Here is an 18543-nt window from a genome sequence, read left to right as displayed (position 1 = left end):
TATATCGGCAGAAAACAAAAAAAAGCGTCATTTTTTTGATGTATGTATTCGTCACATATGGCGTATCGGGTAACGAATACCGAACCCAGGGATAAAATATGAGAAATGTCAGTTATATGGATAGTCAGATTAAGCTGGTTAATTTCATTGAGTTTTATCCCGATTCGGAAAAATTTGTGACCCTGGTGTATCTGCTCGCGGGTAGCGTGCGCCTGACGCTGAATGGAAAACAGAGCGAACTGCATGCGGGGCGGGTGGTTGTCATTAATAAAGGCGACCAGGCCCGCTTTTGGCATGAAGAGAAAAATATGGCTGTCGTGCTGGAAATCGCGTGCGACTACTTTTTTCAGCAGTATCGCGACTTTTATTCGACAAAATTTACTCTGCCAGACGAAGAGTGCTCCAACTATGCGCGGGTAATGATTGAACAAATGCGGGTTAAGCTTGCCAGCATGGCGATAGCCAGCATCCGGACCGGGCAAAACGGCCATGTGTTGGAAATGAGCCGCTGCCTGTCGGAGATTATGCTGACTCTGGTGCGTTATTTTAACTCCCCAAGAAAGGAGTGCGCGCCGTTTTCGGTGCGTTACAGCAAGCGAATCGAGCAGGTTATTGCCTGGATGACGGATAATTATCGGCGCCCTATTAGTCTTACCGAAGCGGCAGACCGGGCGTTTGTCTCTTTCTCTTATCTTTCACGTCTGTTTATCAAAGAAGTGGGTATTAATTTTTCCGACTATTTGCGCCAACTGCGTTTTCAGCATTGCCTGCATGAGATTGCGACGGGAAACGACACAATCAGCCGGATCGCTCTGCAGCAGGGGTTCACCAACGTGCGCCAGCTGACGTTGTTGTGTAAACGGCATTATGGAAAAACGCCGGTACAGATACGACGCGACTACAAGACTGGCGTAGCGGCACTGCCTTCGGCACAGACAGCCCATGTACCGCCTGCAAAGGGAAATCGCTTCGGGCCGGTCGATTTGGTAGACGCGTTTCCCTTATTAACGGCCGGCACCAACCCGCAGTGCCGCGATACGCTTGCGCCCTATATGCACAATGAAGAACAGCGGGTGATCGTGCCGGCCAGGGGGAAAGGCCATGCACCGAAGGAACCGCTGGCTTATATCGTCACGATAGGCGGACTGGAGGAGGTGCTGAAAGATAGCATACAGCGGCAGTTGCGCTCCGTTAAGGAACAGATTGGCGCATACTATCTGGACTGCTACGATTCGATTTTTAGCCGGCCGGTGCCGGATATCTACGCTTTACCCCCCAAGACCTTTCACACCGTTTGTTATAGTGAAACCGAACGGGCGCTGGCCTATTTGAACACTATGGATATCCCCCTGGTCGTGCGTATCGGACAGGATGTGACGCTCGCGGTTCTCGACGGTTTTTTGCGTTATTGCGTCAATGCGTTTAGCCGGGAGTGGCTGCAAAGGTGGCGTTTTATCGTTTATCCGGCCGCCTGCGCCAAACCGCAAGACGATGCAGAGCATTTTCGGCACATCAGCCAATTGATTAACCGTTGGCTGGGGGCTGCGAAGTTGGGCGTGTTTCTTTCACTGCCGGATGAGATAACGGATTTTTCAGCATACCTGACACACCGGCACGACAGCCTGAAACAGGCCGATTTCATCGGTTATTGCGCGAATGCCAACCTGCCCAACGAGCGGCGCCTGGCTTCTCACTACGTGTTCACCCAAAGCGAAATGCATATCAGCCGGGTGACCGAAGCGCTGAGCCGGGAGTTGAGAACCCTGGGCCTGTTGACGCCGCTTTGTTTAGTGGAGTGGAATACCCTTACGGGAAGCTCCTATCGAACTAACGGCAGTTTTTTTCGCGGCGCGCTGATATTTAATACGCTGATGACGTTGCCCGCGCAGGTCTGCGCCGTAAACGTGTGGCTGAATTTGGAAAGCCAGCGTTGGGCTTTACAGGATATCCCCAGCGAGATAGGCAGCCTGGCGCTGTTTCACGTCTTTAATATACCGCGTCCGGTGTTCCACGCGATCCGGCTGCGTGAGCGCTTAAAGGGAGAGGTATTGACCTGCGGCAGTAATTATCTCGTTACCATGACAGACTTCGGCTATCAGTTGGTCTTGAGTAACACCATCACGTTCGATCCGCAGCTAACGGCGGAAGAAGATCTGTTTAGCTGTTTTAAGAAGCAAATTACGCTAAAAGTTATGAACTTTCAGCCTGGCCTCTACCGTATAAAACGCTGGCAGTTCGACCAACAGCATGGGGCGCTTTTCTGGCAGTTGGAGCAAACGTCGACCTGCTACTGGTGGGACGATGAAATCGTCGAGACGATTAACCGCAATACAGTACCGACGCTTAGCGTCGTTGATGAACATATTGCGCAGGAGTGGGTGACGGTGAACAAACTGGATATCAATGCACTTATGTTTTATGAGCTGTATCGGGTTTATTAATTAAGCATTCCGGTGTTGGCGTCATTCAGGGCGTTTATGACGGAACCCGGGCCGGATTGTCCCACGTCATTAGCACCATGATTAACTCCGTGGATGTTGATGCTCACGCCGATATTATCGACCTGGATGAAACCCGCCATCAGGGGTGGAACAATGCATTCCGGGGAAAGCGGGTCCGGACGGACCCGCTCAAAAGCTTACAGAATTCCCGCGCCGATCGGGAACAGCGGATCAACGGAGTCGTGCGGTACGTCCTCTTTCTGATCCAGCACCGCCTGCCAGCTGGAGGGCAGTTCGAAGGGCATTTTACCCTGCGCCTTGCTCTTACCGGTGATCACGTCCAGCACTGCTTCGTCGGAAGCGCCGAAGTTAGCCAGCAGAACATCGGTTTTGTCTACGATATTGGTCAGGATGACCGGGCGATCGACGTAAACCGAAATCACGGTAGGAATGTTCAGCGCCTTCACCTGCTTGATAAGCTGATAATCTTCGCTGCCGGTGTAAGTTCCGGATTTTTCATCCAGCACCACGTCGGCGGCATCAGCGAAGCCGAGCTGGCCGAAGTTCACCATACCGAAGGGGTAGTGCGGCTCATTCTGGTGCGGGGTGTCTACGCGCAGGATGGCGATTTCCGCCTGATCCGGGCTGTCTACCACCTGCAGGCCGTAGCGTGCGGCGACGATGGCGTTCACGTTATGCAGGAAGACTTTCTTGCCGCTCAGCGCCAACGGCAGCAATCCGTTGTTGTTTTGCAGCAGAACCTGCGAACGGCGCTGCGCGTCGTCGGCTTTCTGCTGGAAAGTGCTGTTGCCGACGATGCTCACCGCTTTGGTTTCATCCACGAACGGTTTTTCAAACAATCCCAGCTCGAATTTCTGCTGTAAAATGCGCGTGACGGAAGCATCGATAAGCCCGGTGGCAAGCTGCTGCTGATTGATGGCAGCGATCAGGTCGCTGGAGTCAGTGGTGCCGCCGAATTGATCGATCCCTGCTTCAACCGCCTTAACCACGCGTTCCTGGCGGGTCAGGTTTTCCACGCCCCACGGCATGCCGATGCCGGCTGTCCACGGAGAAACGCCTGCGGCGACTTCTTCATCGCTCAGGCCGTTGGCGCATTTCCCGACGCAGGTTTCCAGGATCCCCCAGTCGCTCAGGATCACGCCTTTGAACGCGAAGCGACCGCGCAGCATGTCGGTCAGCACCTGCTTGCTGAAGCCGAAACCGACTTCCTCAATCAACTGATCTTTGTACCACAGGTTGATGGGCTGGCCATAGTAGGGCATCACTGACGCTACGTTGGCGGCGAAAGCGCCTTCAAACGGCACCAGATGGTATTCCAGATTCTCGCCGGGATAGACCTGCTCTTTACCGTAGGCGTTATGCGCATCCAGTCCTTTCATCTGCGGCCCGCCGCCGGCGAAGTGTTTCACCACGGTGATCACGCTGTCCGTGTTCAGCCCGCCCGCGCCGTTCTGGAAGCCTTCGATGTAGGCCTGTACCAGCCGCTTGGCGACCTGATTGTCCTCGCCGAAGGTGCCGTTGATCCGGCCCCAGCGGGGTTCGGTGGCAAGGTCCGCCTGCGGCGACAACGCCATGTGGATGCCGACCGCGCGGTACTCCTGGCGTGCGATATCGCCGAAGGTTTTCACCAGCGCCGCGTCGTCAATTGCCGCCATGCCCAGGGTTTCCGGCCACTGGGAGAAGCTGCCTGCCGCTACGCTGGTGGCGTTGGGATCGTTGACGAAATGGTTGCGCGGGTCGGTACTGATGGTGATGGGAATGCCCAGACGGGTATTCTCTGCCATTTCCTGTAACTTGTTGTTATCCGCAGAAATATGCTGAGGGTTGCCCGCCATGCGCGTGATGAACGTGTTGGCGAGGCGCTGATTGATGTCTTCGTCCGTGGCGGTGAAATCGACGCGCCCGGCGCTGTCCAGCGTGATGGTGCCATGCATCATCGCCCCGGCTTTTTCTTCCACGGTCATGCGTGAGGTGAGATCTTTCGCGCGGGTTACGCTGTCGAGACGCCAGTCTTCATACGGTTCAAGCTGACCATTCTTATTCAGATCCTTGAATTTGAGCCCGTCGACGGTTAACAGCGAAATATTACGGACCTCCAGGTCAGCCTGTTTCGTGCTGTTGTCAGGATAAAACTCGCGGCCGTCATCGCACCCCGTTAAACCTGAAATCAAAAGGCCACTGAATATAAGGACCGATTTCCTTTTAAATATCATATGACATCTCCATTTTTACAGAGGGAAATAGAAAGCTAAGGCAATTATTGCGATGTTAAATGGTGTTGTATAAAAACAGGTGTCTATGATTTTTATAGTAAAAACAAATAATTATGTGTTTTCTTGTGTTTTTTTCAATTATGTCACTTTTTTTTCGATCTATGAAATAAATGCATTGACGATTTGTGACTATATTCACACATTGATCATTTATTATTATATTTTTCAAATAGAACTCGGTAAAAGATAACCTGCGAAATAATGGAACTGATTGAGTTCTAAGAATATTGGATCTCAGGATTGAAATGTCGGGGGATAAATGAATTCAATAATTTTTAATCGTAAAATAAACCTTATTTATCATTTCCTAATGACGCGATAACGTTGAAACAGGAATTATCTGCGCTTATTCCGCCGCTGCTCAGGGTATTAACCGGGGTTTTACTGGCGTGGGCAGCATGGCTGTCGGCCCAGATTAGCTGGCAACTGATTTTTCCGCCGGAGAGCGTAGCGGTTCCGTCCCCTGCCGGAAAGACGGCGCCGCCGCCGGCGCTTTCCCGCGGGCTGTTTGGCGCCGCCGCAACGACGGAAGAAACGCCGGTTTCCCCGGCGCTGTCGCCGACGACGCTGCCGCTGACGTTGACCGGGCTGGTTGCCAGCAGCGATGCGCGGCTGGCGCTGGCTGTGATTCAGTATCAGGGGAAGCAGGCCAGCTATGCGACGGGAGATACGCTGCCCGCAGGAGGCGCGCGTATACGGCAGATTACGCCTGAGGGCGTAGTGCTGACGGAGGGCGCGGGAACCACGATGTTGCGCTATTCCCGCGCTGCGGCGCAGCAGGGGAAACCGGTTCCGGGCGATCTCAAGCGCCAGCTGACGCAGCGCCCTGCCGAGATCGCCGACTACCTGACCGTGGCGCCGGTGCGTGAAGGCGGCGAACTGCGGGGTTATCGCATCAATCCGGGACGTAAGCCGGATCTGTTCAGCAAGCTGGGTTTTGAGCCGGGGGATTTGGCCGTGTCGATCAACGGTGCGGATCTGAGCGATAACCAACAGGCCCAGCAAATTTTGTTGCAGTTGCCCCAGCTACGGACGCTTACCGTTTCCGTGGAACGCGATGGGCAACGTTATGACATTTCAGTTTCACTGGACGAGGGATCGTGATGGGACGATTTTGCCGTTGGTTGATACTTGGGCTTTGCCTGGCGCTGCCTCTGCGCGCCGCGGAGTTTTCCGCCAGCTTCAAGGGCGTTGATGTGCATGAATTCATCAACACCGTCAGCAAGAATCTCAACAAAACGGTGATTATCGATCCCGGCGTGCGCGGCACCATTACCGTGCGCAGCTACGACATGCTCAACGAGGAGCAGTATTACCAGTTTTTCCTCAGCGTGCTGGACGTGTACGGCTTTGCGGTAGTGCCGATGGAGAACGGCGTGCTGAAAGTGGTTAAAGCCAAAGACGCCAAAAGCGCGTCGGTGCCGGTGGTGGACGACAGCAGCGCGGCGCGCGGCGACGAGGTGGTGACGCGCGTAGCGCCGCTGCATAACGTTACCGCGCGCGACCTGGCCCCGCTGCTGCGCCAGTTGAACGACAACGCCGGCGTCGGTAACGTGGTGCATTACGATCCCTCCAACGTGCTGTTGCTCACCGGGCGGGCGGCGGTCATCAACCGGCTGATGCAGATTATTGAACGTGTCGATCGCGCCGGCGGGCAAACGGTGCAGACGTTGCCGCTGAAGCATGCGTCGGCGGCGGAGGTGGCGCGCCTGGTGACGCAAATGGCGCAGGACGGCAACAAAAACGCCGCGCCGCCGGGTCGTATCGTGGCCGATGAGCGCACAAATACGGTGATGATCAGTGGCGACGATCAGGCGCGCGCCAGGCTGGCCACGATGGTGCGCCAGTTAGATAAACCGCAGGTCAGCCGTGGCAATACGCGGGTGATCTATCTGAAATACGCGAACGCGGAAAAGCTGGTTGAAGTGCTCACCGGCCTCAGCGGCAGCCTGGAAAGCGATTCGCAGGGCGCCAAAAGCGGCGTCGCACTGACCAAAGACACGGTGGTTAAAGCCGATCCGCAAACGAACTCCCTGATTATCAACGCCACGCCGGACATCATGAACGAGCTGGAGCAGGTGATCGCCAGCGTGGATATCCGCCGTCCTCAGGTGCTGGTGGAGGCGATTATCGCTGAAGTACAGAACGCCGATGGCCTGAACCTGGGCATTCAGTGGGGCCATAAATACGCGGGCATGACGCAGTTCACCAATACCGGGCTGCCGATCAGTTCCGTGGTGCCCGGCGTCGATCAATACCGTAAAGACGGCACGGTGCCGACCACGCTGGCGGGGGCGCTGGCGGCGTTCAACGGCATCGCCGCCGGATTTTATTCCGGCAATTGGGCGATGCTGCTAACCGCGCTGTCCAGCGACAGCCAGAACGACATCCTGGCGACGCCCAGCGTGGTGACGCTCGACAACAAAGAAGCCACGTTCAACGTCGGGCAGGAAGTGCCGGTACTGAGCGGCTCTCAGACCACCTCCGGCGATAACATTTTCAACACCGTGGAGCGCAAAACGGTAGGGATCAAGCTGCGGGTGAAACCGCAGATCAACGAAGGCGACTCGGTGTTGCTGGAGATTGAACAAGAGGTGTCCAGCGTGGCGGAAGGCGTCAGCAGCAGTACCAGCGATCTGGGCGCGACGTTCAACACGCGCAGCGTGAGCAACGCGGTGCTGGTGTCCAGCGGCGCTACGGTGGTGGTGGGCGGTTTGCTGGATCACAGCAGCCGGGAAACCACCAGCAAGGTGCCGCTGCTGGGCGATATTCCGGTGGTGGGCAACCTGTTCCGCTCCAAAAGCAAAAGCCGGGAAAAGCGCAACCTGATGCTGTTCATCCGGCCGACTATCATCCGCGATCAGCAACACTACGATCGCGCCTCATCCGGAAAATATCAGCAGTTTCAGCGTGATGATGTAAACACGCCGGAAGATGCACTGTGGCGCAGCAATGGCGGGGAGCGTCTTGATCTGCCGGAACTGGGCACGGGCCAGGGGTTCAATAACGTGCGCAGCGCCATCGCCCTGTTTTACGCCACGCAGACGGGGGCGAAGCGATGACGGAACCGTTGCTGAGCGCCGCCTTCGCCCGTCGCCACGGCGTGTTGCTGACGCAAAACGAAGAGGGCGGCGCACTGTTGCTGTGCCGCGCCGGCGTTACGGCGGCGGCGTTGCAGGAGGCCCGGCGCGTGGCCGCCGCGCCGTTGCGGGTTCAGGTGGTGGAAAACGACGACTTTGAGCGGCATCTGGTTGACGGCTATCAGGCGGGAAATGGCCAGGTACGGCGCGTAATGGCGGAGCTGGGCAATGAAATGGATTTCTACGCGCTGGCGGAAGAGTTGCCGGAGCAGAATGACCTGCTGGAGAGCGATGACGGCGCGCCGATTATCCGCCTGATCAACGCCATGCTGGGCGAGGCGATCAAAGAAGGGGCGTCCGATGTCCATATCGAAACATTCGAGCGCCATCTCAGCATTCGTTTCCGCATTGACGGCGTGCTGCGCGAAATTCTGCAACCGCAGCGCCGCCTGGCTGCGCTGCTGGTTTCGCGCATTAAGGTCATGGCCCGGCTGGATATCGCGGAAAAACGCATCCCGCAGGACGGCCGCATCGCCCTGCGTATCGGCGGGCGCGCCATTGATGTGCGCGTGTCCACGCTGCCCGCCAATCATGGCGAACGGGTGGTGCTGCGTCTGCTGGACAAGAACAGCGTGCGGCTGGATCTGGCCGCACTGGGAATGACGCCGGCGCTGCGTGAACAAACCGAGGTGCTGCTGGCGCAGCCGCACGGCATCATTCTGGTCACCGGGCCGACCGGTTCGGGGAAAAGTACCACGTTGTATGCGGCACTGAGCCAGCTCAACAGCAAAGAGCGCAACATTCTGACGGTCGAAGATCCGGTCGAATACGATCTGCCCGGCATCGGGCAGACCCAGGTGAACGGCAAGGTCGACATGACCTTTGCGCGCGGCCTGCGCGCTATTTTACGTCAGGACCCTGACGTGGTGATGGTGGGGGAAATCCGCGACGGCGAAACCGCCTCGATTGCGGTACAGGCTTCGCTGACCGGCCATCTGGTGCTTTCCACCCTGCATACCAACAGCGCGGCGGGCGCGGTGACGCGTCTGCGTGACATGGGCGTCGAGCCGTTTTTGCTGGCGACGTCGCTGCTGGGCGTGATGGCGCAACGCTTGGTGCGGGTGCTGTGCCCGGAATGCCGCCGCCCATACAACGCCGGTGAAGACGGGCCGCTGCCCGCCGGCAGCCGGGTTTTCCGCGCGGTTGGCTGCCCGGCCTGTAACTTTACCGGCTACCGCGGGCGTACCGCGATCCATGAATTGCTGCCGGTTGATGATGTTCTGCGCAGCATTATCCAGCGCGGCGGCGATGAGGCTGAACTGACGCAGCGCCTGCGCGGCGTAACCCTGTACCAGAGCGGCCTGGAGCGCGTGCTGGCGGGCGTGACGTCGCTGGAGGAAGTCACCCGCGTCACCCGGAGCGCCTGACATGGCTGAATTCCGCTACCAGGCCAGGGACATGAAGGGGAAAACCCGGCGCGGACGCGTTACGGCGGACGGCGAACGGATGGCCGGGCTGGCCCTGCGGGAGCAGGGGCTGCTGGTGACGGCGTTGTCGCCGGTCGCTCCCCGCGCCGTACGTTTCCCGGCACGCGCTATTTCCGGCGCGTCGCTTGCGTTGATGATGCGTCAGTTGGCGACGCTGACGGGCGCCGGGTTGCCGCTCGACGAATCGCTGCTCGTTGCGGCGCAGCAAAGCGAAGAAAAACGGGTCAGGGCCATCTTACAGGCCGTGCGGGCGCGGGTGGTGGAGGGGTTTTCCCTGGCGGACGCGCTGCGCGAACATCCGCGCGCGTTCGGCGATCTTTACTGCGCGTTGGTGGAGGCGGGAGAGGCTTCCGGCCAGCTCGACGGGGTACTGCTGCGGCTGGCGGACTACGCGGAGCAGCGCCAGCAGATGAAAAGCAAGCTGACGCAGGCGCTGGTGTATCCGCTGTTGCTGACGCTGGTCGCCATCGGCGTAATCTCCACCCTGCTCAGCGCCGTGGTGCCCAAGGTGGTGGAGCAGTTCATTCATATGAAGCAGACGCTGCCGTGGAGCACGCGTTTGCTGATGGCCCTGAGCGACGGCGTGCGCGGCGCGGGGCCGTGGGTGTTGCTGGCGCTGTTGTGCCTGACGCTGGCGGCGCTGCGGCTGCTGCGCGATCCGGCGCGGCGGTTGGCCTGGCACCGTCATCTGCTGCGGCTGCCGCTGGGCGGTCGTTTGATCCGCGAGCTGAACACCGCCCGTTACGCCCGCGCGCTCAGCATTCTCTATAACAGCGGCGTGCCGTTGTTGCAGGCGATGCACATCGGCGCGCAGGTGCTCAGCAACATGCGTATCGCGCAGTTGCTGCGTGAGGCGGAAGAGCGCGTACGTGAGGGCGTCAGCCTGCAACAGGCGCTGGAGCGGACCGCGCTGTTTCCGCCGATGATGCGCCACATGATCGCTTCAGGTGAACGTAGCGGCGAACTGGGCGATATGCTGCTGCGCGCGGCGGACAATCAGGAAAGCGCCTTCGGCGCGCGTATCACCCTGTTTTTCAGCCTGTTCGAGCCGCTGCTGGTGGTGGCGATGGCCGCGGTGGTGCTGTTTATCGTACTGGCGATTCTGCAACCCATTTTGCAACTCAATAACATGATGACGCTGTGAGCGCACGGAGGTGAAGATCATGCAACGTACTGCGGCCAAAGCGCCGTCCCAGGCGGGGTTTACCCTGCTGGAAGTGATGGTGGTGATTGTGATACTCGGCATTTTGGCGAGCCTGGTGGTGCCGAATCTGATGGGCAACAAAGACAAGGCGGATCGCCAGAAAGTCGTCAGCGATATCGCGGCGCTGGAAAGCGCGATGGATATGTACCGGCTGGATAACAGCCGTTATCCCACCACCGAGCAGGGGCTGGAGGCGCTGGTGACGAAGCCGGTTGTCGCGCCGCAGCCGCGCAGCTATCCGGAAGGCGGATATATCCGCCGCCTGCCGAAAGATCCCTGGGGGAATGCCTATCAGATGCGTCAGCCGGGCGAGCATAGCGCGGTAGATATTTTCTCGGCGGGCGCCGACGGTGAAAACGGAACGGATGACGATATTGGCAACTGGGATCAAAACGGCTGAGACGTACGGCTTCACCCTGCTGGAAATGATGCTGGTGCTGTTGCTGCTGAGCCTCGGCGCCATGATGGTCGTGGCGAACTGGCCGGGCGCGCAGTATCGCGCCGGTCAGGAGGGGCAGCGGCTGGCGGAACGCCTGAACGGGCTTAACCGGCAGGCCGCGCTCAGCGGTAACGCTTACGGGCTGCGGGTCGGCGCCGATCGCTGGCAGCTAAAGGTGTGGCGGGCGCAGGGGTGGCAGGACTTAACGCTGCCCGGCGCCGGTGCCGGGCAGACGCTGCCTGACGGCTGGCGTCTGCGGCTGATCGCGCCCGGCGCGGAGGCTGCGGGTAATGCGCCGCAGGTGTTGCTGTTGCCGGGCGGCGAGATAACGCCGTTCCGGCTGCGCTATGTTTACAACGATCGGCTGATGGCGGAAATCGCGCCGGACGAAGACGGGGTTATCCATGCGACGGACGGGCAGGATGAAACGCCTTAGCGGCATGACGCTGCTGGAAGTGCTGGTCGCGCTGGCGATTTTTTCCCTGGCGGCGCTGGCATTGTTGCAAAGCCTGGGGCAGCTCTCGCTCGGTACGGGGCGGCTGGCGGACAAAACCTGGGCTGACTGGGTAGCGGAGAATCAGATGGCGGAGCTGACGCTGCAAAACGTTTGGCCGCCGCTGACCTGGACATCAGGCGAAAGCGAGCAGGCCGGGGAGCGCTGGTATTGGCGTTGGCGCGGGGTGGAAAGCACCCGCCCGGGCGTGCGGATGCTGGAGATCGAAGTGGCGCGGCGGCGTGAAGGCGCGCCCGTAACCGTGCTGCGCACCTATGTGGTGCGCCGGTGAAGCGGCGCATCGCGGGGTTTACCCTGCTGGAAATGGTGCTGGCGCTGGCGATTTTCGCCCTGCTGGGCGTGATGGCGAATCGTCTGCTGCAACAGGGTATGGCGCTGGAGCGGTTTTCCGCCCGTCATGCCCAGCGGCTGGCGCAGATCCAACATGCTTTCACGCTGATGGAGCGGGATTTTTCCGCGATGGTGCCGCGCCCGGTACGAACGCCGGGCAGGCTGGCGGGGGCTTCGCCGCGCGTGAGCGAGGGGCGCAGCGGGAATGACAGCATCGTGTTTACCCACGCGGGCTGGCTCAATCCCGGCGGACAACTGGCGCGATCGACGCTGCAACGGGTGGGTTATCGTTTTGAATCCGGCGCGTTGATCCGCGAATACCTGGATTACCCGGACATGCCGACGGAAAACGGCGTTCATCGTCAGCGCCTGCTGCGCGAAGTGACGGGCCTGCAACTGCGTTACTGGCATCAGGGAAAGTGGCAGCGGCAGTGGCAGGAGGATGAGGGCATGCCGCAGGCGGTGGAAATTACGCTGTCGCTGACGGAGGGGAAAACGGTGATGCGCCGCTTTCTTCTGGCGGAGGGAAAATGAAGCAGCGCGGCATGGCGTTGTTGACGGTGCTGTTGCTGCTGGCGGTGATGGTCGCCCTGGCCGCGGTGGTGACGGAGCGCTGGTTTTTCAGCTTTCAATACAGCCTGCATCTGCACCAGCGTTTGCAGGGGAAATGGTACGCCATCGGCGTGGAAAATGTAGCCGCCGGCCTGCTGCGCCTGGATGCGGCTGATGATGGGCTGCATACTCACCTGTCGCAGCGCTGGGCCACCACCGGGCCGCGTTTTCCTCTTGAAGATGCGGAGCTGGAGGTGCGTATCAACGACGCTCAGGCCTGCTTCAACCTGAATGCGCTGGCCGCCGATGACGGCGCGCGAAAGATTTTTACCCGCCTGCTGGAATTGCAGGAGATCGAACCGGCTCAGGCGCATAACGTCAGCGCCGCCGTAACTGACTGGATGACGGACAGCGATGAAGCAAGCCCCGGCGGCGCGAAGGATAATGAATATGCGGCTTACGATCCGCCTTATCTGACCGCGGCCCAGCCGTTGCGCCACGTTAGCGAACTGCGTCAGATCCGGGACGTGACGCCCGCCGTGCTGGCCCGGCTGCGCCCGCTGGCGTGCGTTCTGCCGGAAAAGAACCTGAGCATCAACCTTAATACGCTGACGGAAGAACAGTGGACTTTAGCGGCGGCGCTGGCGGAGGACGCCAGCGAAACGGAGATTCGCAACTGGCTGGCGCAGCGCCCAGCAGTGGGCTGGGAAACGCTGGAACAGGCGTTCGCCGGGTTAAAACCGTTGGCCGGTCAGCGGCGTTATCTGGTTCTTAACAGCGATTACTTCAGCTTGCGTATTGCGGCGCGCATGGCGGATGCGGGGTTTCGGCAGGAGAGCCTGCTGCAGCGCAAAGGAGGGAAAGTCAGCGTGGTGATGCGTTACTGGGAGGCGGAAGAAGAATGAAGCGTGGCGTCCGGGAAGGGCATCATCTGGTTTTGCATGCCGGTGCGGCGTCTGCGCAGACGCTGGCGTGGATACGGGTCAATGCGCGCGGCGAACCTGACGGCCAGCGCGGGGAATCGTCGCCGGAAGAACTGGCGGCGCGCTTTCCCGGCGATACGTTCCACTTACTGGTGCCGATGGCCGATGTGACGATTCACTGCGTGCGTCTGCCCGGACGGCATAATGCGGCGGGCATGCGTGCGCTGCCGTGGCTGCTTGAGGAGAAACTGGCCGTTGCGGCGGACAGTATGACGTTGGTTCCGCTGGCTTCCGCCGGGGAGAACGTCTGGGTCGCTGGCGTGGCGAGCGCCCGGCTGGCGCAGTGGACGGCGCCTTTCACCGCGGCAGGCGTTGCTTTGTGCCGGGTGATTCCGGACGCGCTGGCGTTACCGCTGAGCGGCGACGGCATCAGCGCGTTGCGCTGGGACAATCGCTGGCTGCTGCGTACCGGGCAGTGGCAGGGCGCGGAAGTTGAGCCGGACTGGCTGCCGTTGTGGTACGCCGCCTGGCAGAACGAACACCCGGATGCCGTGAACGTGAACTGTTACGGCAAGCCGCCGGCGGATATGCCGCAGTGGCGGAGTTCACCGGAAGCAGACCCGCTGGCGTTGCTGGCGTATGGCGCGGTGCGGCAGACGTTGTCTTTATTGCCGCAGGCGGCTGCGCCGCGCCGTTTTGCATGGCGAGCGCCGTTGAGTGCTGCGGTGGCGGTTCTCGTCTTATTATTCGCGCAGCAGGTTGTGACCTGGCGGCAGTTGGCGAATCAGGCAGAGGCATTGCATCAACAGCTTCAGCCGCGTTTCCCCGGCAAAACGGAGGCGGACTGGCGCAATGCCCTACGGCGGGGAAATCACGGTGAACTGAGTTCCTGGCTGTCGGCGTTACCGGCGTTGCCGCAGAGCGTAACGATTGAACAACTCCGCTATGGCGCCGCGCCGCCGCAGTTGCAGCTCCGCCTGCGCGGCGAGGCGGCGCAGGTTGGCAGGGCGCGGCAGGCGCTTGCTGCGGCGTTTGTCGTTCAGCCTGCAGAAGATGGCGCGCTGATGCTGACGCAAAAGAAGGAGCAGCCATGAAACGACTGTGGGATGCCTGGTCGCAGCGCAGCGTGAGTGAACGGTGGCTGATGCTGTTATTGTGCGCCGTTTTGGTTGCTGCAGGCGTGTGGAAGGGGGGATGGGTGCCGCTGCAAAACGCGGTTGAGGAACAGCAACAGCGGTTGCGCCAGTTACATCAATTCCAGCGCCTGGCGCCGCAGATGCCGGTCATTGCCGATCTGCCGGGAATGCTGCGCGCCCGGGCGGCGGCGGAGGCGATTGCGCTGGCATCCGTGCAGGAACAACAGGACGGACGGGTACGGCTGACGACGTCAATGACGCAGGGTGATGTGCTGCTGGCGTGGTTGATGCGGCTTGAGGCTCAGGATGGCCTGCGGGTTCTGGACATGGATCTGCGTGCCGCTGCGCCGCCGGACGGGCGGGTGACCGCAACGCTGTTGCTGGAGCAGCGCTAAGATGACGCGCGGGTGGCGTTACGCCGCATGGTTTCTGCTGCTGTATGGCGCGGCGCTGGTGATAAACCTGCCGGCGCGGCTGTTGGTTCGTTTTCTGCCGCCGCCGGTTCAGGTAACGGCGGTCAGCGGTACGGTGTGGTCTGGCAATATAGGGCAGTTGCGCTGGCAAACGCTGAGCCTGAACAACGTCAGCTGGCGCTGGGCCTGGCCCGGCATAAGGATAACCGCGCAGGGTGACGCGGGGCGCGGCGGCGTCACGCTGGGATGGACGGGCGCATGGCGTTTGTCCGACGGTCGCTGGCAGACGCCGTTGCAGGCCGTGATGGACCTGACGGGGTTGCCGCTGCCGGTAGGGGGCGGCGGTGATTTGGTGTTAACGCTGGATCGGATGCGCGTTGACGCCGGAGGATGCCGCGATCTGGCGGCGACCCTGACATGGCAGGGCGCTGCTCTGATTGCCGGAGAGCAGCGCGTGGCGCTGGGCGAACCCCGGGCGCAGTTCGGCTGCCAACTGCGGCAACTGACGTTCGAACTGCGGCAGATGCGGAACGCGCCGCTTTTAACCGGGCAGGGCAGCTTTGACGCCGCCGGCTATCGGTTCAGCGGACGTATCGGTTTGCCGGACGCACTGCCGCCGCTGTGGCGGCAGATGGTGGAGAACGCCACCCGGCCGGGCGATAACGGACAACGTATCACGGAGATCTCAGGAACATGGGCACTTCCCCGCCGCTGAGCGGATACCGCATCCCGGCCTGGCTGCTGGCGATATACGGCGTTTTGTTTACCGCGCTGGGTTGGTTCGGCGCCGGAATATGGGCGGACTATCAGACGCAGCCGCGCAGCGCAAAACCCGACTTCGCCTCCGTCATCACGATTCCTGCCGCGCTGATGCAGCAGGAAACACCGCCGCCGTGCGCTGAAGGGGAACTGATGCCGCTGCGTTACAGCGCGCACGTTTATGCGGATGAACCGCAGCGGCGCAGCGTGACCCTGAACGGGCGGCAATACCGCGAGGGCGATACGCTGACGTGCGGCGGCGAAATCGTAGAGATTCAACAGGCGCTGACGATACTGAGCTATGACGGGCGGACGGTGCTGCTTGATGCGCTGGAGGACTGGCCCGGCGGCCCGCCGGAAAACACGGGAGATGAGGGATGACTGACGTTGGCTGGGTGGCCGTGATGACGTTGCTTGGCCTGCTGGCGGGCAGCGTGCTGAACTGCGTGATCTGGCGTTTGCCGCTGATGCTGAACAGAACGGAGAACGACGGCTTGCCTGCGCGTTTCAATCTGTTCTTGCCGCGTTCGTGCTGCCCGCAATGCCTGCATACCATCCCGTTTTACCACAACGTGCCGCTGCTGAGCTGGCTGCTGCTGCGCGGGCGCTGCCATCGCTGCCGGGCGTCTATCGGCCTGCGCTATCCGTTGACGGAACTGGCGGCGGCGTTATGCAGCGGCTGGGTTGCGTGGTGCTGGCCGCCCGGAGAAACCGCGCTGGCGCTGGCGTTGGCATCGTGGATTTTGATCGCTTTGCTGTGTATCGATCTCGACCATTTATTGCTGCCGGATGTCCTGACGCTGCCGCTGCTATGGTTGGGGCTGCTGGCGAATCTTTCCGGCGCGGTCACGCCGTTGGCGGACGCGGTGATCGGCGCGGTTGCCGGCTATTTGTCTCTGTGGGGCGTGTATTGGGGCTTCCTGCTGCTGACCGGACGGGAAGGGCTGGGCTACGGCGATTTCAAACTGCTGGCGGCGCTGGGAGCCTGGTGCGGCTGGCAACGCCTGCCGGTGCTGGTGCTGGGGGCATCGCTGGCGGGGATTGGCCTGATTATGCTGCTGCGGCTAAAGGGCAAAACCGGGCGCGGCGAAGCTTTCCCCTTCGGGCCGTGCCTGGCGGCGGTTGGCTGGTGGCTGATTGTTACGCCCGCGGCAACGTGGTGATAAACGGTTGCAACAGTTGGCGGAATTCTTCGCATTGGGTCGCCTGCGGCGTTTTGTCGCGCAGCAGTTGCTGATACAGGTTTTCGCTGCGATCGCCAAGCCCGCCGGGCAACGTCCAGCCGCGCTGATGGGCGGCGCCGTAGGCCGCTTGCTCGATCTGCCCGTCAGAGGGCAGGCCGGGGTAGGCGCACTGGGTTTTCAGGTAACGGGTGCCGGCGATCAGCGCGGCGATTTGGTGGGACTGCGCTTCCTGTGTTGCCGGCGTGGTTTGCGGGGCACGTTGCTGGCAGGCGCCGAGCAGCAGGGGAAGAATGACCAACGTTGATTTTATCGCCCCGCGCATAGCAAATCCCTCTGTTCAGAAATGTGAGTTTAAATCCGTTACCCACTGATTTTAATTAAATTACCCGGCGAGAACAATCTTTTCAGCAGGTTATCAGGTCAGGTTCGCCGGTAAATATCCGGGCGCACGGTATGCCAGACAAAATTCTCCCGGTTAATTTAAGCACATCTTGCCATGATTCTTACTTGTCCATTCCCGCTGACGCGCTACCATAGTGATTATTGTTTTTTGCATATTATATGGATATCTGATGCGTCGTTCATTCGCACTCCTGCCGTTATTAGTTTTATTGTCCGCCTGTAGTAGCAAACCTGAGCCTGTTTCTTCCCCGGCTACGCCACAAACGCCGCCGGGAGGCTTCATGCTGGAGCCAGAACATGCTTTCCACCCGCTGGCCGGTGATTTTGCTGCGAATCCGAATACCGAACGTTTCATTAATCAGATGGTGAGTGTGCATGGCTTTAACCGTCAGCAGTTGCATGACGTTTTGTCACAGGCAAAGCGGCTGGACTGGGTTATCCGCCTGATGGATCGTCAGGCGCCGACCGCGACGGGTCCATCCGGGCCGAACGGTGCATGGCTGCGCTACCGTAAGAAATTCATCACCCCGGATAATATCCAAAACGGCGTGGTGTTCTGGAATCAGTATGAGGGCGCGCTGCAGCGGGCCTGGCAGGTGTATGGCGTGCCGCCGGAGATCATTGTGGGGATTATCGGGGTGGAAACCCGCTGGGGCAAGATCATGGGGAAAACACGTATTATCGATGCCCTGGCGACGCTGGCCTTCGACTACCCGCGCCGGGCCGATTATTTTGCCGGCGAGCTGGAGCAGTTTTTGCTGATGTCGCGGGAGGAACAGGACGATCCGCTGAGCCTGCGCGGTTCTTACGCCGGAGCGATGGGATACGGCCAGTTTATGCCGACCTCGTTTAAAAACTACGCGGTAGATTTTAACGGCGACGGGCACATCAACCTGTGGGATCCGGAAGACGCGATCGGCAGCGTGGCGAACTATTTTAAAGCGCATGGCTGGATCAAGGGCGGCAAAGTCGCGGTGCCGGCCAGCGGGCAAGCGCCGGGGCTGGATAACGGCTTCAAAACCAAATACCCCGTCGCTACGCTGGCGGCAGCGGGTTTAAGCCCGCAAGGCTCCCTGGACGGCAACGCGGAAGCGAGTCTGTTACGCCTGGATATGGGAAGCAGCTACCAGTATTGGTACGGACTGCCTAACTTCTATGCCATTACCCGTTACAATCACAGTACGCACTATGCGATGGCGGTGTGGCAACTGGGTGAGGCCGTCGGCCGGGCAAGAAAGGGATACTAACGAATCACGATACGCCTCCCGGCCTTCTGGCGCCGGGGGCGTTGGCCCCCGTCATTCCCGCTTCGCCTTTTCCGCAACTTTTACATCTTTTTGACACCTTTATACAGTTAACAGACAACTTCTCCGCCTGCCTGAGAC

18 protein-coding genes are annotated in these 18543 nt (G+C 60.1%); 16 read left to right on the top strand and 2 right to left on the bottom strand.

Annotation, left to right across the window (positions count from 1 at the left end):
* Positions 1 to 98 precede the first annotated feature (98 nt).
* Positions 99 to 2441 (top strand): helix-turn-helix domain-containing protein, encoded by a 2343-nt coding sequence (locus tag C8D90_RS20045; protein WP_115460241.1) that lies wholly within the window; start codon positions 99 to 101, stop codon positions 2439 to 2441.
* 197 nt (positions 2442 to 2638) lie between these two features.
* Here C8D90_RS20045 and C8D90_RS20040 read toward each other — a convergent pair whose 3' ends face one another.
* Positions 2639 to 4633, bottom strand: a complete 1995-nt coding sequence (locus C8D90_RS20040; protein ID WP_230473064.1) for a glycoside hydrolase family 3 protein — start codon at positions 4631 to 4633, stop codon at positions 2639 to 2641.
* Between the two features lie 426 nt (positions 4634 to 5059).
* Between C8D90_RS20040 and gspC the strand changes: the two genes are divergently transcribed.
* Genes gspC through C8D90_RS19970 form a run of 14 tightly spaced genes read left to right on the top strand, consistent with a single transcriptional unit; the run spans position 5060 to position 16735 of the window.
* Positions 5060 to 5839 carry a type II secretion system protein GspC gene (gene gspC / locus C8D90_RS20035; protein WP_162844433.1) on the top strand — a complete coding sequence of 260 codons (780 nt, stop codon included), beginning with the start codon at positions 5060 to 5062 and terminating at the stop codon, positions 5837 to 5839.
* A complete protein-coding gene (gene gspD / locus C8D90_RS20030) occupies positions 5839 to 7797 on the top strand; it encodes a type II secretion system secretin GspD (RefSeq protein WP_115460238.1) in 1959 nt (652 codons plus the stop codon). Before gspC ends, gspD begins: the two co-directional genes overlap by 1 nt.
* Entirely contained in the window at positions 7794 to 9242 is a 1449-nt protein-coding gene (gene gspE / locus C8D90_RS20025; protein WP_115460237.1) for a type II secretion system ATPase GspE, read from the top strand. The genes gspD and gspE overlap by 4 nt, the downstream gene beginning before the upstream one ends.
* A gap of 1 nt (position 9243) precedes the next feature.
* Positions 9244 to 10446: a type II secretion system inner membrane protein GspF gene (gene gspF / locus C8D90_RS20020; RefSeq protein ID WP_115460236.1), complete on the top strand. Its 1203-nt coding sequence runs from the start codon at positions 9244 to 9246 to the stop codon at positions 10444 to 10446.
* Between the two features lie 19 nt (positions 10447 to 10465).
* Positions 10466 to 10906 carry a type II secretion system major pseudopilin GspG gene (gspG, locus tag C8D90_RS20015; protein ID WP_115460235.1) on the top strand — a complete coding sequence of 147 codons (441 nt, stop codon included), beginning with the start codon at positions 10466 to 10468 and terminating at the stop codon, positions 10904 to 10906.
* Positions 10881 to 11381 carry a type II secretion system minor pseudopilin GspH gene (gene gspH / locus C8D90_RS20010; protein ID WP_162844432.1) on the top strand — a complete coding sequence of 167 codons (501 nt, stop codon included), beginning with the start codon at positions 10881 to 10883 and terminating at the stop codon, positions 11379 to 11381. The genes gspG and gspH overlap by 26 nt, the downstream gene beginning before the upstream one ends.
* Positions 11368 to 11730, top strand: coding sequence for a type II secretion system minor pseudopilin GspI (gene gspI / locus C8D90_RS20005; protein WP_115460233.1), 363 nt, complete (start codon positions 11368 to 11370; stop codon positions 11728 to 11730). Before gspH ends, gspI begins: the two co-directional genes overlap by 14 nt.
* Positions 11727 to 12323 carry a type II secretion system minor pseudopilin GspJ gene (gspJ, locus tag C8D90_RS20000; protein ID WP_115460232.1) on the top strand — a complete coding sequence of 199 codons (597 nt, stop codon included), beginning with the start codon at positions 11727 to 11729 and terminating at the stop codon, positions 12321 to 12323. Before gspI ends, gspJ begins: the two co-directional genes overlap by 4 nt.
* On the top strand, positions 12320 to 13246 hold the full coding sequence (gene gspK / locus C8D90_RS19995; protein WP_115460231.1) for a type II secretion system minor pseudopilin GspK: 927 nt from the start codon (positions 12320 to 12322) through the stop codon (positions 13244 to 13246). The genes gspJ and gspK overlap by 4 nt, the downstream gene beginning before the upstream one ends.
* Positions 13243 to 14358, top strand: coding sequence for a type II secretion system protein GspL (gspL, locus tag C8D90_RS19990; RefSeq protein WP_115460230.1), 1116 nt, complete (start codon positions 13243 to 13245; stop codon positions 14356 to 14358). The genes gspK and gspL overlap by 4 nt, the downstream gene beginning before the upstream one ends.
* Positions 14355 to 14795 (top strand): type II secretion system protein GspM, encoded by a 441-nt coding sequence (gene gspM / locus C8D90_RS19985; RefSeq protein ID WP_115460229.1) that lies wholly within the window; start codon positions 14355 to 14357, stop codon positions 14793 to 14795. The genes gspL and gspM overlap by 4 nt, the downstream gene beginning before the upstream one ends.
* A 1-nt stretch (position 14796) precedes the next feature.
* Positions 14797 to 15528, top strand: coding sequence for a type II secretion system protein N (locus C8D90_RS19980; protein ID WP_115460228.1), 732 nt, complete (start codon positions 14797 to 14799; stop codon positions 15526 to 15528).
* On the top strand, positions 15507 to 15953 hold the full coding sequence (gene gspB, locus C8D90_RS19975; protein WP_115460227.1) for a type II secretion system assembly factor GspB: 447 nt from the start codon (positions 15507 to 15509) through the stop codon (positions 15951 to 15953). Before C8D90_RS19980 ends, gspB begins: the two co-directional genes overlap by 22 nt.
* The gene (locus C8D90_RS19970) at positions 15950 to 16735 is read left to right on the top strand and encodes a prepilin peptidase (protein ID WP_115460226.1); all 786 of its coding nucleotides are present in this window, start codon (positions 15950 to 15952) and stop codon (positions 16733 to 16735) included. Before gspB ends, C8D90_RS19970 begins: the two co-directional genes overlap by 4 nt.
* On the opposite strand, the gene gspS is transcribed toward C8D90_RS19970, so the two are convergent.
* Positions 16713 to 17078, bottom strand: a complete 366-nt coding sequence (gene gspS, locus C8D90_RS19965) for a type II secretion system pilot lipoprotein GspS (protein WP_115460225.1) — start codon at positions 17076 to 17078, stop codon at positions 16713 to 16715. The two genes, C8D90_RS19970 and gspS, sit on opposite strands and share 23 nt — an antisense overlap.
* 250 nt (positions 17079 to 17328) lie before the next feature.
* Between gspS and mltB the strand changes: the two genes are divergently transcribed.
* Positions 17329 to 18405: a lytic murein transglycosylase B gene (gene mltB / locus C8D90_RS19960; RefSeq protein ID WP_115460224.1), complete on the top strand. Its 1077-nt coding sequence runs from the start codon at positions 17329 to 17331 to the stop codon at positions 18403 to 18405.
* Positions 18406 to 18543: the final 138 nt, after the last annotated feature.

Origin of the sequence: Enterobacillus tribolii, assembly GCF_003363015.1 — a bacterium.
In the GTDB taxonomy this organism is placed as follows: Bacteria; Pseudomonadota; Gammaproteobacteria; order Enterobacterales; family Enterobacteriaceae; genus Enterobacillus; species Enterobacillus tribolii.
This window is presented reverse-complemented; position numbering and strand designations above follow the sequence as displayed.